Origin of the sequence: Parafannyhessea umbonata, from assembly GCF_012844235.1 — a bacterium.
Taxonomy (GTDB): domain Bacteria; phylum Actinomycetota; class Coriobacteriia; order Coriobacteriales; family Atopobiaceae; genus Parafannyhessea.
In genome coordinates this window covers 1-17,294 of sequence record NZ_JABAGR010000006.1, presented here as the reverse complement: position 1 = coordinate 17,294, position 17,294 = coordinate 1, and the positions used below count along the sequence as shown (strand labels likewise).

Genomic DNA, 17,294 nt, shown 5'->3' with positions numbered 1-17,294 from the left:
CCCTGCTAAGACCCATGGTACCGTTTTTCCACCCTATCCGATGTGGATTTTCCACCCTATCCGATGTGGATTTTCCACCCTACTCGATGTGGATTTTCCACCCTACTCGCCAAGGTTTCCCCCCCAGACTGCCGCTGACTACCGTGAGTCAAGCCCCTTCGCCGCAAGTCTCGCGATGACGCCCATGGTCACGTCCGCGGCAAGGCGTGCCGTCGCCACGAGGTCCGCCTCGCGGCCGTCCAGCTCCTCGTACGGCTCGCCGCACACGTTGCTGATGGAGCGGATCGCAAGGAACGGCACGCCGGCACGTGCTGCCACCTGGGCCGCCGCCACGCCCTCCATCTCCTCGCAGTCCGCGGCATAGCGGCCGCGCACCTCGCGCAGCACATCGGGCGCCGTGCTGAAGAGGTCGCTCGTCGCGATGGCGCCACACACGTAGCGCGGCGCGTGCGGCGCAAGCGTGCCGTACTTAGAAGCGCTCGCGTCAGCGCCGGACTCACGCACGTTGTCCACGCGCTCGAACGACCGCGCCTCCAGCTCCTCCTTCGCCAGGCGCACGAGCCGCGCGTCGGAGGGAAACGACGTGAGGTGAGGCTCTGACTCCGCGATGATGTCCATGTCCGCCTCGAGGCACTCCAGACGCTCGCCCACCACCACGTCTCCCTGGCCGATCCTGGGGTTGAGGCTCCCTGCGATGCCGCAAAACAGCAGGACGTCCGGCTGGCACGCATCGATGAGCAGCTGGGCGGAGGCCGCCGCGTTGATGGTGCCCATGCCGCCGGCAGCGGCCACGACGTCGAGGCCCGCGACGGAGCGGCGCGCAAGCTCCACGCCGCAGCGACGGCGCGGCTCTTCTCCCCCAAGCTCGAAGAACGCGAGCGACTCCTTGCGAAGCGCGCTGAGCACGGCGACGGTCTTGACCATGTAAGCCCCCTGACGATGTGCCCGGACGCCGCCGGGCGCTGCGATGGCGTTTGCCCCAATGGGATTGCGATGCGGCTCTTGCAATGTGACTCTGCAAGTATAGCCAAGGGCGGCGCCAAGGCGGACGGTGCGAAGCCAAGACGCACGGCACGTCACCATGCAGTCTGGAGGAGGCCCGAAATAACAACATTGCGTAACAAGATGCCGAGTTTTATATGCCATTGCACGGCCCGTAATCCGCCATTTGCTAGTGTGGGGGGCGTACGCATGAGAAGAGCCTCCCCCTTTGGGGACGCGTGAAAGGAACAGCGATGAAGTCCATCACAGATACCGCCATCAGCAGGCGCCAGGCCATCGCACTGGGAGCCTCCGCGTTTGCCACGCTGGGCCTCGCGGCCTGCGGATCGTCCAACTCGAGTGACTCCGGCAGCTCCAGCAAGAAGAGTGGCGGCGTGAAGAGCCTGACCCACACCGAGGGCAAGCTGACCGTCGCGACCGGCAACCCCGCCTACACCCCGTGGGTGATCGACGACAAGCCCCAGACCGGCAAGGGCTTCGAGGCCGCCCTCGTCTACGCGCTGGCCGACAAGATGGGCTTCGCGAAGAAGGACGTCAAGTGGGTACGCACCACGTTTGACGAGGCATACGCCCCCGGCGAGCACGACTGGGACCTGAACATCCAGCAGGTGTCCATCAACTCCGACCGCAAGAAGGCCGTGGACTTCTCGCCCGCGTACTTCCGCCCGACTCAGGCCGTCGTCCTGCAGAAGAGCAGCAAGTACGCCAGCGCCACGAAGTGCTCCGACCTTGCCGACGCCAACATCGCCGTGATGGTGGGCACCACCGCGTACGACTACGTAAAGGACATCATCAAGGGCGGAAAGGACGAGGGCATCAGCATCTTCGACGACAACTCCGCCGCGGCGCAGGCCGTGACCTCCGGCCAGTGCGACGCGCTGGTGACCGACACGCCGCAGGCCGTGTACATGGTCCAGTCCAAGCAGATCGACGACGGTCTAGTGGTGGGCCAGATCCCCGGCACCGAGGACAAGGAGGGCCTAGGCATCACCCTGGCGAAGAACTCCCCGCTCACGAAGTACGTGAAGAAGGCCATGGACGCCCTCACCAAGGACGGCACGGTCAAGAAGCTGCAGGACAAGTGGCTTGCAGAGTACACGACGGACATCCCCACGCTGAAGAAGTAGGGACGAAGCGCCGCCCTCTGACGGCCGGGACCTTGGTCTCGGCCGTTTTTCGTCAACCGTTTTGGCAACCCACCCCAAGGAAGGGGGCTTCCCGAATGTCTGGCTCTACCAAGGACGCCGTGAGCGACGTCGAGCTGGAACGCGAGGAGTACCGCAGGAAGCAGAACGTACGCTCGCACCTCACGAGCGTCGTTTCGTCCCTCGTGCTCGTGGGCCTCGTGGCGTTTGGACTTTCAAACTCCCCGGGCTGGCCTCGAGTGCAACAGTCGTTCTTCTCGCCCGAGTACTTTGCGCAGGCGTGGCCGCAGGTGCTTGACGGGCTGCTGCTTAACCTGCGCGTGCTGGTGGTCGCCGTCATCGGCGTCGCCATCCTGGGCACGGCACTGGCGCTGTGCCGCATCACCACGTCCGCGGTCATGTTTCCGCTGCGCGTGGTTGCGCGGCTGTACACCACCATCATGCGCGGCATCCCCATGCTGGTCGTGCTGTACCTGATTGGCTTTGGCATCCCGGGCCTGGGAATCTTTGGCCGCATAGACCCGGCCATCCTGGGTACCGTCGCCATCATCATGTCGTACTCCGCCTACATCGCGGAGGTGCTGCGCGCCGGCTTCCAGGACGTGCACCCGTCGCAGCGTGCTTCCGCGCGCTCGCTGGGACTCACGTCCGGCCAGACCATGCGCCTGGTGATCATTCCGCAGGCGCTGCGCAAGATCGCTCCCGCCCTGATGAACGACTTCATATCCATGCAGAAGGACGTGGGCCTGATATCGACCCTGGGCGCAGTCGACGCCGTGCGCGCCGCCCAGATCATGGTTGCCAAGACGTACAACTTCACGCCGTACGTGGTCGCAAGCGTGCTCTTCATCCTGCTGAGCGTGCCGTTCATCCTGCTGAACGACTGGTACTCCGCAAAGCTGCGCCGCCGCGAGCAGACGGGAGGCATGGTCTAATGCCAGACATCGCACACGAGGGAACCGCGGCCACCCAGGGTGGCGCGCCGCAGAAGGTCCTGCGCATCGACAACGTGGTGAAGCGCTTTGGCGACAACGTGGTGCTCGACCACATCTCGTTCGACGTGAACAAGCACGAGGTGGTCGCGCTTTTGGGACCGTCCGGCTCGGGCAAGTCCACGCTCATGAAGTGCGTCAACATGCTGGAGCGCGTGAACGACGGCCAGATCTGGCTGGGCGAGACCGACATAACGGACCCCCGCATCAACCAGGACGAGTGCCGCAAGCGCATTGGCGTGGTGTTTCAGCAGTTCAACCTCTTCCCGCACATGACCGTCCTCAACAACGTGACGCTCGCCGCGCGCAAGGTGTTCAAGTGGAACCGCGCGGACGCGGAGGAGAAGGCCATGGCCCTCTTGAAGCGCATCGGCATGGACCAGAAGGCCCGCGAGTACCCGGACCGCCTTTCCGGCGGCCAGCAGCAGCGCGTCGCCATCTGCCGTGCTCTGATGGGCGACCCCGAGCTGCTGCTTCTGGACGAGGTCACCTCCGCGCTCGACCCCATGCTGGTGGGCGAGGTGCTCGAGATGGTGTCCGAGCTGAAGGACCAGGGCGCCACGATCCTGATGGCCACGCACGAGATGAGCTTTGCGCACAAGGCCGCGGACCGCATCGTGCTTCTGCGCCGCGGCAAGGTCGCGGAGAACGGCACCCCGGCAGACGTGATGGACAACGCGACCGACCCCGAGACGCGCGCGTTCTTCCACAGCTACAACTCGTAGCGCCGGCCGCAACCGCTAGCAAACCGCCTCACGCCTTGGCGCGTGGGGCGGCTTCTTGCTTTGGGCGAGAAGAGCGCGGCGCCGGGGCAGCGCCTACCGCGTGAGCGCGTCCAACATCGCGGTACACCCCAACAGCACGTCGTCGTACGTCGCGTCGAAGTTGCCGGTGTACCACGGGTCCGCGACGTCACGGTCGACTCCCGCCCAGTCAAGCAGGCGCGACACCTTGTGGTCGGGGTCGGCCGCGGCGCGCTCGCGCGCGGAGGTGGGGCGCCAGCTGAAGCCGTAGCCCTTCTCGCCCAGAAGCAGCCGGCAGATGCCGTCCATGTTGTCCTGGTCCATGCCCACGATGTTGTCGAACGCGTCATAATCCGCAGGACCCATCTGGCGCGCGCGGTGATGCCCGCACGGCACGCCCTCCGCGGCAAGCTTCGCGCGGGTTCCGGGGTGGACGTCGTTTCCCAGCTCCTCCCTGCTTGTGGCGGCGGAGTCTATGCGAAAGTCTTGCGCAAGGCCGGCGCGGCGCACGAGGTCTTGCATCACGAACTCCGCCATGGTCGAGCGGCAGATGTTGCCGTGGCAGACAAACAGAATGCTGTGCGCGGGCTTGTGCATGAGGCTCCCATCGGTGCGCGGACGTTGCAGACACAGTCTATACTGAACGGATCAAAGTCGAGGCGGGCGCGTCCCGCACAAGGAGGAACCATGGCAGACACCGACCTGACGGCAGAGCAGCAGAAGCTGCGGGACGACGCGCAGGCAACGTTCAGGCGCGTGCAGTTTGCGCTGCAGATGAAGCACCCCGATCAGGCGCTGCGCATGCTGACACCGCTTCTGGACCGCTTGCAGAGGTCTGCGCAGGAGGAGCCAGACTGCCTGCCCGACCGCCTGGACTTCACGGACCCCACGCAGGCGTACCTGTACCTCAACGCGCACCCGGACGTCGACCCCAACGCCGTGAAGCCCACCGTTGCGCCGTACACGGACGCGTACGGCATCCACTCCGCGCTGCTGTACGCGCTGGGGCGCTACGAGGACGCCGCGGCCGCCATAGACAACGCGCTGCGCTTCAACACGGCGGACGCCGGCCTCTACCTGGAGCGAGCCATGTCGCACGAGGCCATGGGCGATTTCGACGCGGTGGAGCGTGACATCGAGGCCGCATGGCCGCTCATCATTATTGCAACCGACCTCGCGCGGTACCACGCGTTCCGCGCAAACGTTCTGGTGACGCAGGGCAAGTACGAGCTTGCGGCCGCGCACTACGCCGTGTACGAGGACTTCGATCCGGACGACGTCTACGCGGACCCCCACGCGGAGCTGCACGAGCTTGCCCACGCAAGCGGCCGCGGGCACAGGCTCGCCCACCTTTCCAGCGCGGAGGCCGCACAGCGCCTGAAGCGCGCGGGCGAGAACTACGGCCCGTCCAAGCTCGCGGTCGACACCATGCAGGAGCTGCTGAACGACACGCTGAACGCCGGCAAGTTCGACGACGCGCGCTACGTGGCGGCGGGGCTGCGGGCGATCACGCACTTCGACGGCTGGAAGACGCTGCTCGACAAGCTGGACGAGCTTGCAAGCCTTTCCGCGGACGAGCGCCGCGACAGGGCGAACGAGTTTCTGGCCAAGGCCGCCCAGGACGAGAAGGACGGTGAGCCCAATGCCTAACGATGCAGCCAACGCCGCGCAGGGTACGGAGCCGCGGGACAAAAACGGCCTGACCGAGGCCGAGTTCCTTGCAAGCTACACGCCGAAGAAGTATCCCCAACCCTCGCTCACGGCAGACATCTGCGTGTTCCGTCGGCATGACGGTGGTCTGCAGCTGCTGCTGGTGCAGCGCGGCGGCCACCCCTACCTGGGACGCTGGGCCACGCCCGGCGGCTTCTGCAACCCGGACGAGACCGCAGACGCCTGCGCGGCGCGCGAGCTTGAGGAGGAGACCTGCGTGTCAGGCCTGAAGCTCGAGCCCATAGGCCTGTACAGCACCCCCGGCCGCGACCCGCGCGGCTGGACCATCTCGTACGCGTTCGTCGCGCTGGACGACGCGGGCTCCATCCCCGTTGCCGCAGACGACGCCGCTCGCGCCGCGTGGTTTGACGTTGCCGCGACGCTCGTGGGGCCCGTGAGCGACGGCGACTCTGTGACGCTTGCGCTCGCGCACGAGGGCACGACGCTCACGAGCGAGTTCACGGCGCGCGAGCAGCCCATCACGCACCGCCTGCGCGCGCAGGACGTCAGGGGCGACGGCCTTGCCTTCGACCACGCGCAGATCGTTGCGGACGCGTGGCTGGCGCTGCAGGGACTCTAGGCCCTTCTCGCCCAGATACCGGCAGCGCCAGCGAGCTTGACGGCAATGCCGGCACGGGCCGGCGCCGGCCGCACGCTAGCCCGCGACGCCCTCGCCGTCGAGGCCTTCCCGTGCAAGTCGCCGCACCTCGCCCTCGAGTTCCGGATGCTCGCGCACGGCCTCCTCGGTCTCCGCGCGCACGGGGTCGTCGTCCGTGTACGGGTCCGCGTCCGGCGCGTGGATGGCGTTCACCCAGTCGTGCTCGAGCACGCCGGCGGCCGCGTCGCTCAGGTACACGGACAGCCGCCCGCCGCCGCAGCCAAACTCCGCCCAGCCGTCCGGCCCAATGCGAACGTCCTTCTCCTCCCCTATCACGCAGTGCCACAGCTCGCCGGCGTGCCCCTCGCCCACCAGCATGCGCTTCGCGCCGCCGGCGCGGTCCGTCAGCACCACGGCCACGCCGGAGCCCTCGCGCCCGCGCTCGCCCTCGCGCGTCCAGCCAATGGTGTCCGCGTCGTCCAGCCAGTCGCGCTGGCGACCGTACGCGAAGCGCCGCCTGATCTCCATCAAAAGTGGCAGCTCCACCACCGCGGGGATGTTGCCGTCGTTTGGCATGCCGTACAGGTCGCCGTAGAACACGCACGGGTAGCCGGCCTCGCGAAGCAGGATGCACGCGTACGCGCTCGGCTTGAACCACGGCAGCACGAGCGACTGCAGCGCCTGCCCGGGCTGCGTGTCGTGGTTCTCCACAAACGTGACCGCGCGCACGGGGTTCCACGTGCTCAGCGTGCGGTCGAACAGCTTCGACAGGTCGAAGTCCCCGTTCGAGCACGACGCGCTATAGAAGTGATAGTGAAGCGGCACGTCGAACAGGCTCATCGTCGGCATGTCGTTTATGTACGAGACCAGCTCGTCCACGCGCGGCGTCCAGTATTCCCCCACCGAGAAGAGCTCGCGCCCGGTGTAGTCGCGCATCTCGGGAAGCCAACGCTGGTAGAACTCGCGACCCATGTGCTTGAGCGCGTCGAAGCGGAACCCGTCGAGCCCCGTCGTGTCCAGGTACCACTTGCCCCAGCGCACGAGCTCGTCGTACACGGGCGGGTACGAAAGGTCCACGTCGCAGCCCATCAGGTAGTCGTAGTTGCCGTTGTCGTCGTGATCCACCTCGTTGTCCCAGCTCTTGCCGTCAAACAGGTAGATCCCGCCGCGCCGCGTGGCGTCGTCCCAGTCCACGCCGTGAAAGCAGCGCCAGTCCCACGTGAACGCGGAGTACTTCCCGCGCCTGCCCGGGAAGCAGAACCTGGTCCACGCGCGAATCTTGTGTGGGCCCACAACCACGCGGTTGCGGTCGTTGGCGGCAACCTCGCGCGCAACCACGTCCTCCGTCGCATCCGCGCCCATGCGCTGGTTCAGCACCACGTCTCCCAGCGCCTGCACGCCCGCGGCCTGCAGCGCCCGAATGCACGCAAGGTACTCGTCCTTCGTGCCGTACTTGGTGGCGACGGTTCCCTTCTGGTCAAATTCTCCCAGGTCGTACGTGTCGTACACGCCGTAGCCCACGTCAAACCCGCCAGCCTGGCCCTTGTACGCGGGCGGCAGCCACACCGCCGTGACCCCCTCGTCCGCAAGGCGCTGCGCGCTCTTCGCAAGGCGCCTCCAGTGCGCGCCGTCAGCCGGAAGGTACCAGCTGAACCCCTGCAGCATGGTTCCGTTGTCCATCAGTTCCGCCTCCCTCGTAATTCGTACCCAGTCGCTCGCGTCAGGTGTCCCCACATATCGCACTTCTAGAAGTGCGACGTCGCCGCACGCGCAGCCCACTCCCGCGGCAGCGCGACAGCCCCGCGCCTCCGCCCACGGCGCGCCCGCGACCGTCTCCCCAGAAGGCCACGACACCCCACACGACCGGCCTACAATCAAACATGCAACGGTCTCGCGGGCGGCGTCGCCGTGTGCGCCACCGACGCCCAGCGCGCACGACGCTTCCGCCCGCGAGCCACGCACGCGACCACAAGGAGGCCACCCATGGCAGACGACCAGTTCATCACCTCGTTCGACGGCACGCGGCTCTTCTACAACCCAGAGGTCACCGCAGACGACAGGGCCGTATGCGTCATAGTGCACGGCCTGTGCGAGCACCAGGGCCGCTATGACTACCTGGCCCAGAAGCTGCACGAGGCCGGCATCGGCACGTATCGCTTCGACCACCGCGGCCACGGCAAGAGCGAGGGCGAATGCGCGTACTACTCCCGCTGGGATGAGATTCTGGACGACACCAACGTCGTGGTCGACCGCGCCATCGCCGAGAACCCCGATCGTCCCGTATTCCTCTTCGGCCACAGCATGGGTGGCTACTGCGTCGCGCTCTACGGAGTGAAGTATCCCAACAAGAACCTCCGCGGCATCATCTGTAACGGCGGCCTCACGGAGGACAAGGCGGGCATGTTTGCCAGCACGCCCACGGGCGTCGACCCGCACACGCAGCTCCCCAACGAGCTCGGCAGCGGCGTCTGCAGCGTCGACGAGGTTCGCGACTGGTACGCAAGGGATCCCCTCAACCGCAAGACGTTCGCGATTGGCCTGGTATATGCCCTGAAGGACGGCCTTGCGTGGTTTGCGGACAACAAGTGCAAGTTCGCGTATCCCGTGCTGCTCACGCACGGCGAGAAGGACGGCCTCATCTCCTACGAGGACACCTACGACCTGTTTGCCGCCGTCGCGAGCACGGACAAGCAGATGAAGATCTACGGCAACTGCTACCACGAGGTCGTAAACGAGTGGTGCCGCGACGAGGTCATCGCGGACTACATCGCCTGGATGGAGCATCGCATCTAACCGGCACGCACAACGTTCCCATACGCAACTTCCCCATGCACAACGCCTTCCACGGCCCGTCGCGACAACACGCGGCGGGCCGTTCACGTTTCGTTCAGCCACCCGTGACGTTTGTCACCATCGTGGGCACATCGACCACAACCCGCCCCAAATGGGTAGAATGTGGGCATTCGGCATCAGCACGTCATAGGCACATCGGGAGGATGACATGCTCAAGCGCACTCACAGCATCGCGCGCAAGGGCCTTGCGGTCGCATGCGCGCTCACCATGGGGCTCGGCCTTGTCGCCTGCGGCACGGTCAACGGCAAGGCGGTCGACGCCACGGAGGTCAGCTCCGCAAAGAAGAGTCAGAAGGACGAATCCTCCGACACCATGAAGGTCACCATCCCCAGCTACTACTTCCAGGGAAGCGAGTACGCGGGCAAGTCCACGAAGCAGATCAAGAAGCTGCTCGAGAAGACCATCGGCACGAAGGCCGTCAAGAACAAGAACGGCAGCTGGACGGTCACCATGACCAAGGAGCAGTACAAGTCCTTCTCGTCCAAGCTGCGCAAGAGCGTGAAGGCAGCGCTCGACGCCATGGCAAACTCCGATGCCTTCCCCAACGTCACGAAGGTGGAGCACAACAAGGACTTCTCGAAGGTCACGATTACGCTCGGCACGGACAAGCTGAAGATGGCGGACATGTACGACGCCATCGCCGTCGGTCTGCCCGTCTGCGCCTACCAGCAGGTCACGGGCAAGGACGTCAAGTGCACCGTCACGCTGGTCGGCAAGGACGGCAAGGTGCTGGACAAGACCGTCGTCCCGGACGACGTAAAGGTGGACAAGTCCAAGGTGAAGGACGCCCAGGACGCCGCGAACGACCTGCTTGGCAGCCTCTCCGTCGACGGCATCACCATCGACTCCGACAACCTGCCCAACATCGACTTCCAGAACGTGTCGTCCTCGGACATCGAGTCCGCCCGCCAGAAGGCGAACGACGCACTCTCGCAGATCGTGTCCTCGCTCTCGTAGCACCGGCACGCAGGTGGGCATCCGCACCACCCAGCAAGGCGCAAGTCACGATTAGTGCGACGCAGGCGAGAAGGACGTGTGGCCATGGCCGTGCGTCCTTCTCGCCTCTTTGCCCTACGCCGCCGCAACCGTGTTTTCGACACCATATAGCACAGACTGGCACAAACGTTTTCAGTCAAATTTCTCGTCCGTAAAGAGCTTTGGAAGCTCGCTCTCTTACTCACTATTCTGCATACCTAACGTCATACCATAACTACAGTCGACAGGCGTTCCAAGCGATGGTTCTCGCATAGGATAGCCTTCGACCTTTTGTAACGCAGGATAGAGGGAGGAACGCTATGGGCAGTATTGGCAGCATGTCAAAGCCGAAAATGGGATTCCTTGTGGCGGCTATTCAGTTTCCTGCTCCAGTGGTCAACAGCCGCGAGGACATTGACCGCCAGGTGAAGAGCATCGTGCGCACCGTGCACGCCACTAAGGCGGGCTATCCAGGCGTCGAGCTCATAGTGTTCCCTGAGTACAGCACTCAAGGCCTCAACACGTCCAAGTGGCTGACCGACGAGTTCCTGTGCGACATCCCCGGACCGGAGACCGAGGCGTTTTCGAAGGCATGCCAGGAGTGTGGCGTATACGGCGTGTTCTCAATCATGGAGCGCAACCCCGACCCCGACAAGAACCCATACAACACCGCCATCATCATCGATCCCAACGGTGACATCGTCCTCAAATACCGCAAGCTCTTCCCTTGGAACCCCATCGAGCCGTGGTATCCCGGCGACCTTGGCATGCCGGTTTGCGAGGGTCCCGGCGGGTCCAAGCTCTCCGTCTGCATCTGCCACGACGGCATGATTCCGGAGCTCGCCCGCGAGGCCGCATATAAGGGCTGCAACGTATACATTCGAATCTCGGGCTACAGCACACAGGTTAACGACCAGTGGATCCTGACGAACCGCTCCAACGCCTGGCAGAACCTCATGTACACGGTATCCGTCAACCTGGCTGGCTACGACAACACCTTCTATTACTTTGGCGAGGGTCAAATCTGCAACTTCGACGGCACCACACTGGTGCAGGGTCAGCGCAATCCGTGGGAAATCGTCACCGGCGAGATCTACCCCGAGCTCGCGGACAACGCACGCCGCACATGGGGACTGGAAAACAACATCTACAATCTGGGACATCGCGGATACGTTGCCAAACCGGGCGGAGAGAGCGACGCCGGACTCACCTACATAAAGGACCTCGCAGCCGGTCGCTACCACCTGCCATGGGAGGACGACATCCAGATCAAGGACGGCTCGATCTACGGCTACCCCACCACGGGCGGCAGGTTCGGCAACTAAGCGCGGCGCGCAGTCGTCAGGTACGCTGGCACAGGGTTCTCCAGGCGAGAAGGACGTGTGGCCATGGCCGTGCGTCCTTCTCGCCTCTTTGCCCTACGCCGCCGCAACCATCCGACTGCTTCACCGCGACGGCCTCCATGTAGCCGTCGCGCTTCAGCTTGGACCAGGCAGTCGGAATCTGGTCCTCGCGCAGGTACGTGCGATAGGGATCGGTGGTCTTCGTCTCTGCCATGGTCGCTGTCCTTTCCTCTGGGCGCTCCCGCGTCCGTCCAATGGTGACCCGTCTCTTGCGGCACGCGCGGTGTCATGCCGCCTCGGCATACAAAAAGACCCCCGGAGCTAGTCCGAGGGCTTTTGATGCGTATAGTTAGGCGGCCGTCGCTAGTCCGGAAGTCCAGTAGTCCTTGTCCACCACCATGTGCCAGCGAGCACCTGGGTGCCTGCGCTCACGATGTTGTTGGCTGCAAGGGACATCCGTCTTCCTCCTGTTAACGTTACAGCAAACATTACGGCGCCACTATTTCCGCCTTTTTCCGCCGAGAAACACCTTCGTTTCTCGTCGTGGGTCCACCGTGGCACCAAAGCGTCACGCCACCGCGGCGTTAGGGCCTACTCCTCACGCCAGCCCTTGCACACGTCCACCCATCCCAGGGAGTGACTTGCCTGCTCAAGCTCTTCCATCGTGGTATCGACGCCTGTGTTCTCGCTGCCGGCGGCGGGTCGCACAAAGTCGTAGCGCTTGAGCGATACGTCTAAGTAGCACTTGACCTCAGGCTTTACGTCAAACGGGCATACGCCGCCCATGGGATGTCCCACGCGCTCCTCGAGCTGTTCCGGCTTTATGAAGGTCGGCTTCGTGTGAAACTGCCTTTTGAACGCGGAATTCCACACCTTCGCGTCGCCGGCGCACACCACAAGCACCGCATCGCCGTCCACGTCGAAGGCCATCGTCTTGCCAATTTGCCCGGGCTCCAGGCCAGATGCCTCCGCCGCCTGCTCCACGGTCGCCGTCAGCACGTCGTACGTGATGATCTTCTCGTCCAGACCATAGCGAGCCAGGTACGCGCGCGTCGATTCCGCCGACAAGGCTACTCAGCGTCCATGCAGAACAGGAGCGTCTCAAGCATCTCCTCGTCCGTCGGCCACATGTCGGGATCGACACCGTCAAGCATCTGTCCCAGCGTCATCTCGCGGTCCGGGTTCGTGCAGTGATACTTCGTGTCCAACGGGGGAAGTACAAACTTGTCTTCTGCCATCGCGTCTCTCCGTCCTTCTTTGGGTCGCGCTCGTCAGGCTGCTTCGCGCGCAGGGCGTTTCCCAGCGTCGCATACGGACAATTATGACCGCCGGAGATGCAAAGTCTAGCCGATTAATAGGTTTGAAATTTTATTATTGTCACTTTCGTATCACAACTCGATTGCCCCTCTGGAAGCAGGCACATCAAAATAACTACCTTGTGTTTCCTTCCCGTATTTCGGTTAAAAATCGAATGTTACGATGTTCTCGCCTATCTTGCACTTGTCTTGATTTCTCTTTCCAAGTCATGTTGTTTCATCCAAGTGCGTGCATATACATCCCTGTTTCCATCCCATATCTGAGTGTATTTCAGCTACCTGTATATTCTTTCAGAAATAGGGCGCGCATTTCTTCCTCTGCCGCAGCTCCTAAAGAAGTTCCGCACGCTTAACGTGCGACAGCTCTCTTCCATTTGCCTTCGCAGCGCACGCACCGCCCGCTTCCTCCGGACACTATTCTGTCAGTCATCTTCATACGACCCACACATGTTATGGGCGCTCGCCACACGTGGCTCAGGACATCTTCACGCTCTTCGGCACCGTCTTGACCATGTTGTAGAACGCGTCCACCGCACGTTTGCGGATGGATTCCAGCATGCTCGGGCGCACGGCGTTCCAGTCGGGTGGATTGTCGCGCAGCATCTGGCGAGCCTCGTCTATCACCTGGGCACCCGTGCCCGCCTGGAATGCGTCGTCGCCGCTCACGGGCAGGTTAATGTAAAGGTCCGCCGCGTTCGCATGAATGCGGTCCAGCTGGTTCGCCCCGCAGCCCATCGTTCGCATGGCAATGTTCAGCGGAGTGATGTCCTCCACCAGTCGCGGCTTCCTGATAAGGCCCACGCCTACCACGGCATCCACCATGCTCCTGTCGAACAGGGGCGTTGGCAGGTTCATGCGGCAACCACCGTCCATGAACGTCCGGCCAAGGTACTTAGTCGGCGTGATCACTAGCGGATACGAGCCCGAGCACGCGCAGCACTTCGCAACGTCCAGCGACAGGTCGCACACCGTGTTCCAGTTACCACCATCCGCCGCAAAGAGCTCCTCGTCGTTCGTAAACACAAAGAGCTCACCACTCACAATGTCGACGGCCGTAATGGCAACGGGCATCACGAAGTCGGCAAACGTCCTGATCCCCGCGCCCTCCAGAACCTCCCGCGCATAGTCCTCAAGGATGGCGCTGTCCACCATGCCCTTGTTCGATATCACGTTCAGCACCTTCAGGGGCATGTTCCTGAGCACGCCCTCCTCAACGGTGCGCTTGTCCATCGCAACAAGTAGCTCCGCCATGCGGGCGGTGCTCACGCCCGATGCTGCAAGCGCCGCCACCAATGATCCCATCGACGTTCCCGCCACGGCACCGTACCTCACGTCGCTTCTCTGCATGTCCTCAATCGCCGCAACCTCGGCAAAGGACCTGAAACCGCCACCGCAGAACGCGATGCCAACCCCATCCACCTTGGACAAAACGACCCCCTTCGTCGTAAGCAAACCGGTCCGGGCAGTCGTGCCCTTCCTGTTCTGGTACCCATTTCGCGCGACATAAGAACGACCGCCCCGCAGGACGGCCGATCTTGGTTGTCAGAATTTCTATTTCAAAGTTTTGCAGGCGAGAAGATCACGCCTTCCGCCTCGTGGCCACGCCAGAACGCAGCGGAGTACCCGCAGGTACTAAAGCGCCTTGACGCACTTCACCAACAGGTGAGAGCCGCCGTGGTCGGCAGCATGCTCGCCAAACCAGTTCTCGACGCCATCATAGAGCATTCCCAGGCTGTCCACGGCGAAGTCACGCTTGTGGCCGTCGAACATGGCGGTGTAAACGCCGCTGACGAACCAACCGTTGCTGCAGGCGTCAAACACGCGCCTCTGCTGCTTGCTCATATCCTTGATCCTCAACACACTTACACCTTCCTTCCAAACTCGTCGTAAGGGACAACTACACCTTACCCAGAAGAGTCCGGAGGAACGCGCCAGAATCCCCCTCCTAACTCCGCATTTATCTGCGGAAACAACTTCCTTACCTTCAAAATCCGCTCAGAAATGTGTTCGTGGCAAGAAATCAGCACCTCAGCAGGGGCGCCATTTGTCAAGTAAACTCGGTATGACGGGAAGCATTTCGGCGCCCTGGCAAAGGCCACGCACACAATCTGCACCCCCACGACAACGCTCCACCACGCACCCTGCACCCCACCTACATGTCTCACGTGCGGTTTTGTGAGAAGAACTGCTTCCTAGCGTGCGTCCCTCACGTTGATACGCATGGTAACGCGGTGCTCAAGGTCCCTCGACGGGTCGACGGCAAACACGTACGCCTTGAAAACATCCTTGTGCCCATAGGCCAGAAGCAGGCTGATCGTTTCGTTCTGCGCCCTGGGCACAAAGCCGATCTTCACGCCCTTGTAGTACACGGCGACCGCGTTGGGGTCATAGGGGTTGTCCGACTCCGCCTTCAACTTCAGCTTGCTGCCCGGCTTCAACTCGCCAAAGACTTCCGCAATGTCCCAGTGTGACTGGCCGGCGATGTTGCAGCTCATGTATTCCCTGCTCCGCTTGTACATGGCATCCCCTTTCCAACGTGGTGACGACGTTCACGTCCGTCCTTCTGCCATGCACTCTATCGGCTTCAGTGGACATTAATCCCCACATCGTCGCCACTTGCGGTCCAAAACATGCCGCTCGCCCACCATGGCCTCATCGGGCCGAAGCATCACCTACCAATCAGGCCCCGCGTTCTTCTCGGCCGCATCCGCGCCGTCTCCCGCATCGCCGCCACCTGCACCCTCGGGCCCAAAGCCCTCGAAGGCCTCGAGCTCCTGCGAAAACTTCCGGAGTTCCTTGCCGGTCTCGTACATGCAACGGTTCGCCTCCGCCATGCGCCGGGCAAGCTCGGGCGGAACCTTGCCCTGGTAAAGGCTGTCATACGCCTTGCACGAGGCAGCAAAGACCGCCAGCATGACCATCTCTAGAAACGAGACCTCTTCGTCGGCCGCGGTCTTCAACACGCTCGTTACGATGCTCACCGTAAGGTCGAGCAGGGCGCGCCAGTCCTCCTCGCTGCGCACCACCCCGCGCGCGTACGGCTCCTTCGTCATGCAGAGCGCCACCACTTGTCCCAGGTCGTCAAACCACTCCCAGCTCCCGCGCTTGAGGTAGCTCGTGTCCAGCGGAACGTCCACCGCCCGCAGAAACGCCAGCATCTCCTGCTTGCGGCGCGCGCAGGCCTCTTCGGAGTCACCAGTGGTAAACATCTACCGCCCCCTATGCCGTTGTCATCGCACGTCGCGCCGCCAAATGCAGCGTGCGCCACGGGAACATGGTATGAAGGCCAGTGGACATTAATTCCGGCACCAACCGCTCACAGGCCATATCCAACCGTTCGCGGCTCCTGCTCGAAGTCTCGCTCGCGGCGCCGACAGGCCTACAGCTCCGTATACTTGCTCGACCTGCCGCGAGCCTTCTCAACGGGATACTTCCGTGCGTTCTGCTCCAGCTTGTGCCGCATGGCCTCCACGGGGTCCACGCCCAGGCGGTCGGCCAGCATTATGCAATAGATCAGCACGTCGGCAAGCTCCTCCTCCTCCATGCGCTGCGCGCGCCCGGCGCACTCAAGGTCCGTCCCAGACCACTGGAAGCACTCCAGAAGCTCTGCCGCCTCGAGCGAGACGGATATCGCCAGGTCCTTGGGATTGTGGAACTGCGCCCAGTCGCGCTCGTCGCGAAACCTTAGGATGTCGCGCCTTACCTCGTCAAACGTCATGTTGGCCTCCCCGCTTTGCCGCGGCGGCCCCGCGGCACCTGCCCATTGTATGCCGCACGTCAAACCCCCGCCGCGCCGGCCAAAAAGCAGGTACAGTAGTGCCAGATGAAACCGCCCCCCGCGCGGGCCCAGGCACAAGGAGGAGAACATGGCATTTCACGAGGTAGACGCACACGAGCTCACGCTCAGGCCCTTTGACGCGCTCGACCGGGGCTGGGCGCTTCTTGCGGCCGGCAACGATGCGGCGTCCAACTGCATGACCATCAGCTGGGGCGGCCTCGGCACCCTGTGGAACAAGCCCGTCGCGACCGCGTACGTGCGCCAGAGCCGCTACACCAAGCAGTTCCTGGATGGCAGCGACACGTTCTCCGTCAACCTGTTCGACGGAACGGAGCGCCCCGCGCTGGGTATCCTGGGCAAGGCGTCTGGCCGTGATGGTGACAAACTTGCGAAGACGGACCTCACGCAGTCGCTGGTAGATGGCACGCCGGTGATCGACCAGGCGCGCGTGATCCTGGTGTGCCGCAAGGCGTACGTCGGCCCGCTCGCGCCGGAGGGCATCTGCGACCCCGAGGTCGAGCCCCGCAACTACTCCGGCGCGGACGCCGGCAACTACCACACCATGTACGTGGGTTACGTCGAGCACGTCCTCGTGGCAGACTAGCCGCCGCATCGGCATCACGCCAGTGCCACGCGCAGCGCAGCGATGCCGCGCACGCAACCCAGAGATTCGCGTCGCACGACAATCGTGCTACCAGAAACACGCCGCGGGCGAGAAGGACGCGTCCTTCTCGCCCGCAGGCCTTAGCTTGGCTTTATTCGGCTCTTCGGTGGTTTCTGTGGGAGAGATTCCGGCATAGGCCCAGCTCAGCGGGCGAAAACAACGATCTGGAACTGA

Annotated in this window: 20 protein-coding genes; 9 read left to right on the top strand and 11 right to left on the bottom strand. The window is 63.4% G+C overall.

What is annotated here, in order from left to right; all coding sequences use genetic code 11:
• Positions 1-138: 138 nt before the first annotated feature.
• Positions 139-924, bottom strand: a complete 786-nt coding sequence (locus HF885_RS06795) for a 5'-methylthioadenosine/S-adenosylhomocysteine nucleosidase (protein ID WP_170104199.1) — start codon at positions 922-924, stop codon at positions 139-141.
• Positions 925-1,235: 311 nt separating this feature from the next.
• Between HF885_RS06795 and HF885_RS06790 the strand changes: the two genes are divergently transcribed.
• From HF885_RS06790 to HF885_RS06780, 3 genes are all read left to right on the top strand, one after another.
• On the top strand, positions 1,236-2,129 hold the full coding sequence (locus tag HF885_RS06790; protein WP_170104198.1) for an ABC transporter substrate-binding protein: 894 nt from the start codon (positions 1,236-1,238) through the stop codon (positions 2,127-2,129).
• A gap of 95 nt (positions 2,130-2,224) precedes the next feature.
• Entirely contained in the window at positions 2,225-3,082 is an 858-nt protein-coding gene (locus tag HF885_RS06785; RefSeq protein ID WP_090844765.1) for an amino acid ABC transporter permease, read from the top strand.
• Positions 3,082-3,864: an amino acid ABC transporter ATP-binding protein gene (locus tag HF885_RS06780; RefSeq protein WP_090861238.1), complete on the top strand. Its 783-nt coding sequence runs from the start codon at positions 3,082-3,084 to the stop codon at positions 3,862-3,864. The genes HF885_RS06785 and HF885_RS06780 overlap by 1 nt, the downstream gene beginning before the upstream one ends.
• A 93-nt stretch (positions 3,865-3,957) precedes the next feature.
• Here the strand turns inward: HF885_RS06780 and HF885_RS06775 are convergent, their stop codons facing one another.
• Positions 3,958-4,479, bottom strand: a complete 522-nt coding sequence (locus tag HF885_RS06775) for a low molecular weight protein-tyrosine-phosphatase (protein WP_170104197.1) — start codon at positions 4,477-4,479, stop codon at positions 3,958-3,960.
• A gap of 90 nt (positions 4,480-4,569) precedes the next feature.
• Here HF885_RS06775 and HF885_RS06770 point away from each other — a divergent pair, with 90 nt between their 5' ends.
• Entirely contained in the window at positions 4,570-5,532 is a 963-nt protein-coding gene (locus HF885_RS06770) for a hypothetical protein (protein WP_170104196.1), read from the top strand.
• Positions 5,525-6,172: an NUDIX domain-containing protein gene (locus HF885_RS06765; RefSeq protein WP_090861235.1), complete on the top strand. Its 648-nt coding sequence runs from the start codon at positions 5,525-5,527 to the stop codon at positions 6,170-6,172. Before HF885_RS06770 ends, HF885_RS06765 begins: the two co-directional genes overlap by 8 nt.
• A 75-nt stretch (positions 6,173-6,247) precedes the next feature.
• Here the strand turns inward: HF885_RS06765 and HF885_RS06760 are convergent, their stop codons facing one another.
• Positions 6,248-7,870 carry an alpha-amylase gene (locus tag HF885_RS06760; protein ID WP_170104195.1) on the bottom strand — a complete coding sequence of 541 codons (1,623 nt, stop codon included), beginning with the start codon at positions 7,868-7,870 and terminating at the stop codon, positions 6,248-6,250.
• 303 nt (positions 7,871-8,173) lie between these two features.
• Between HF885_RS06760 and HF885_RS06755 the strand changes: the two genes are divergently transcribed.
• The 3 genes from HF885_RS06755 (at position 8,174) to HF885_RS06745 (ending at position 11,344) form a co-directional block, all read left to right on the top strand.
• Positions 8,174-8,983, top strand: coding sequence for an alpha/beta hydrolase (locus HF885_RS06755; protein ID WP_170104194.1), 810 nt, complete (start codon positions 8,174-8,176; stop codon positions 8,981-8,983).
• A gap of 208 nt (positions 8,984-9,191) precedes the next feature.
• Complete coding sequence (locus HF885_RS06750) at positions 9,192-10,001, top strand: hypothetical protein (RefSeq protein ID WP_090861232.1); 810 nt, start codon at positions 9,192-9,194, stop codon at positions 9,999-10,001.
• A 338-nt stretch (positions 10,002-10,339) separates the two neighbouring features.
• Positions 10,340-11,344, top strand: coding sequence for a formamidase (locus tag HF885_RS06745; protein WP_170104193.1), 1,005 nt, complete (start codon positions 10,340-10,342; stop codon positions 11,342-11,344).
• Positions 11,345-11,360: 16 nt separating this feature from the next.
• On the opposite strand, the gene HF885_RS06740 is transcribed toward HF885_RS06745, so the two are convergent.
• The 8 genes from HF885_RS06740 to HF885_RS06705 all read right to left on the bottom strand — a co-directional run bounded on the left by HF885_RS06740 (position 11,361) and on the right by HF885_RS06705 (position 16,396).
• The gene (locus tag HF885_RS06740; protein WP_170104192.1) at positions 11,361-11,576 is read right to left on the bottom strand and encodes a hypothetical protein; all 216 of its coding nucleotides are present in this window, start codon (positions 11,574-11,576) and stop codon (positions 11,361-11,363) included.
• Positions 11,577-11,953: 377 nt separating this feature from the next.
• Complete coding sequence (locus HF885_RS06735; protein WP_170104191.1) at positions 11,954-12,430, bottom strand: YbaK/EbsC family protein; 477 nt, start codon at positions 12,428-12,430, stop codon at positions 11,954-11,956.
• Between the two features lie 2 nt (positions 12,431-12,432).
• Positions 12,433-12,600 carry a hypothetical protein gene (locus HF885_RS06730; RefSeq protein WP_170104190.1) on the bottom strand — a complete coding sequence of 56 codons (168 nt, stop codon included), beginning with the start codon at positions 12,598-12,600 and terminating at the stop codon, positions 12,433-12,435.
• A gap of 552 nt (positions 12,601-13,152) precedes the next feature.
• Positions 13,153-14,097: a patatin-like phospholipase family protein gene (locus HF885_RS06725; RefSeq protein ID WP_328804355.1), complete on the bottom strand. Its 945-nt coding sequence runs from the start codon at positions 14,095-14,097 to the stop codon at positions 13,153-13,155.
• Between the two features lie 213 nt (positions 14,098-14,310).
• On the bottom strand, positions 14,311-14,535 hold the full coding sequence (locus tag HF885_RS06720; RefSeq protein WP_170104188.1) for a hypothetical protein: 225 nt from the start codon (positions 14,533-14,535) through the stop codon (positions 14,311-14,313).
• A gap of 335 nt (positions 14,536-14,870) precedes the next feature.
• On the bottom strand, positions 14,871-15,197 hold the full coding sequence (locus HF885_RS06715) for an HIRAN domain-containing protein (RefSeq protein ID WP_170104187.1): 327 nt from the start codon (positions 15,195-15,197) through the stop codon (positions 14,871-14,873).
• A 153-nt stretch (positions 15,198-15,350) separates the two neighbouring features.
• Positions 15,351-15,887 (bottom strand): hypothetical protein, encoded by a 537-nt coding sequence (locus HF885_RS06710; protein ID WP_170104186.1) that lies wholly within the window; start codon positions 15,885-15,887, stop codon positions 15,351-15,353.
• A 170-nt stretch (positions 15,888-16,057) separates the two neighbouring features.
• Positions 16,058-16,396, bottom strand: coding sequence for a nucleotide pyrophosphohydrolase (locus HF885_RS06705; protein ID WP_170104185.1), 339 nt, complete (start codon positions 16,394-16,396; stop codon positions 16,058-16,060).
• A 148-nt stretch (positions 16,397-16,544) separates the two neighbouring features.
• Here HF885_RS06705 and HF885_RS06700 point away from each other — a divergent pair, with 148 nt between their 5' ends.
• Positions 16,545-17,060, top strand: a complete 516-nt coding sequence (locus HF885_RS06700) for a flavin reductase (protein ID WP_170104184.1) — start codon at positions 16,545-16,547, stop codon at positions 17,058-17,060.
• The last annotated feature ends 234 nt before the right edge of the window (positions 17,061-17,294 follow it).

What these genes read in the sequence shown, in the direction of transcription:
- HF885_RS06760 (WP_170104195.1), bottom strand. Translation starts at nt 7,870, where the DNA reads ATGGACAACGGAACCATGCTGCAGGGGTTCAGCTGGTACCTTCCGGCT.
- HF885_RS06785 (WP_090844765.1), top strand. Translation starts at nt 2,225, where the DNA reads ATGTCTGGCTCTACCAAGGACGCCGTGAGCGACGTCGAGCTGGAACGC.
- HF885_RS06700 (WP_170104184.1), top strand. Translation starts at nt 16,545, where the DNA reads ATGGCATTTCACGAGGTAGACGCACACGAGCTCACGCTCAGGCCCTTT.
- HF885_RS06740 (WP_170104192.1), bottom strand. Translation starts at nt 11,576, where the DNA reads ATGGCAGAGACGAAGACCACCGATCCCTATCGCACGTACCTGCGCGAG.
- HF885_RS06780 (WP_090861238.1), top strand. Translation starts at nt 3,082, where the DNA reads ATGCCAGACATCGCACACGAGGGAACCGCGGCCACCCAGGGTGGCGCG.
- HF885_RS06745 (WP_170104193.1), top strand. Translation starts at nt 10,340, where the DNA reads ATGGGCAGTATTGGCAGCATGTCAAAGCCGAAAATGGGATTCCTTGTG.
- HF885_RS06730 (WP_170104190.1), bottom strand. Translation starts at nt 12,600, where the DNA reads ATGGCAGAAGACAAGTTTGTACTTCCCCCGTTGGACACGAAGTATCAC.
- HF885_RS06750 (WP_090861232.1), top strand. Translation starts at nt 9,192, where the DNA reads ATGCTCAAGCGCACTCACAGCATCGCGCGCAAGGGCCTTGCGGTCGCA.
- HF885_RS06765 (WP_090861235.1), top strand. Translation starts at nt 5,525, where the DNA reads ATGCCTAACGATGCAGCCAACGCCGCGCAGGGTACGGAGCCGCGGGAC.
- HF885_RS06775 (WP_170104197.1), bottom strand. Translation starts at nt 4,479, where the DNA reads ATGCACAAGCCCGCGCACAGCATTCTGTTTGTCTGCCACGGCAACATC.
- HF885_RS06755 (WP_170104194.1), top strand. Translation starts at nt 8,174, where the DNA reads ATGGCAGACGACCAGTTCATCACCTCGTTCGACGGCACGCGGCTCTTC.
- HF885_RS06710 (WP_170104186.1), bottom strand. Translation starts at nt 15,887, where the DNA reads ATGTTTACCACTGGTGACTCCGAAGAGGCCTGCGCGCGCCGCAAGCAG.
- HF885_RS06790 (WP_170104198.1), top strand. Translation starts at nt 1,236, where the DNA reads ATGAAGTCCATCACAGATACCGCCATCAGCAGGCGCCAGGCCATCGCA.
- HF885_RS06770 (WP_170104196.1), top strand. Translation starts at nt 4,570, where the DNA reads ATGGCAGACACCGACCTGACGGCAGAGCAGCAGAAGCTGCGGGACGAC.
- HF885_RS06705 (WP_170104185.1), bottom strand. Translation starts at nt 16,396, where the DNA reads ATGACGTTTGACGAGGTAAGGCGCGACATCCTAAGGTTTCGCGACGAG.
- HF885_RS06715 (WP_170104187.1), bottom strand. Translation starts at nt 15,197, where the DNA reads ATGTACAAGCGGAGCAGGGAATACATGAGCTGCAACATCGCCGGCCAG.
- HF885_RS06795 (WP_170104199.1), bottom strand. Translation starts at nt 924, where the DNA reads ATGGTCAAGACCGTCGCCGTGCTCAGCGCGCTTCGCAAGGAGTCGCTC.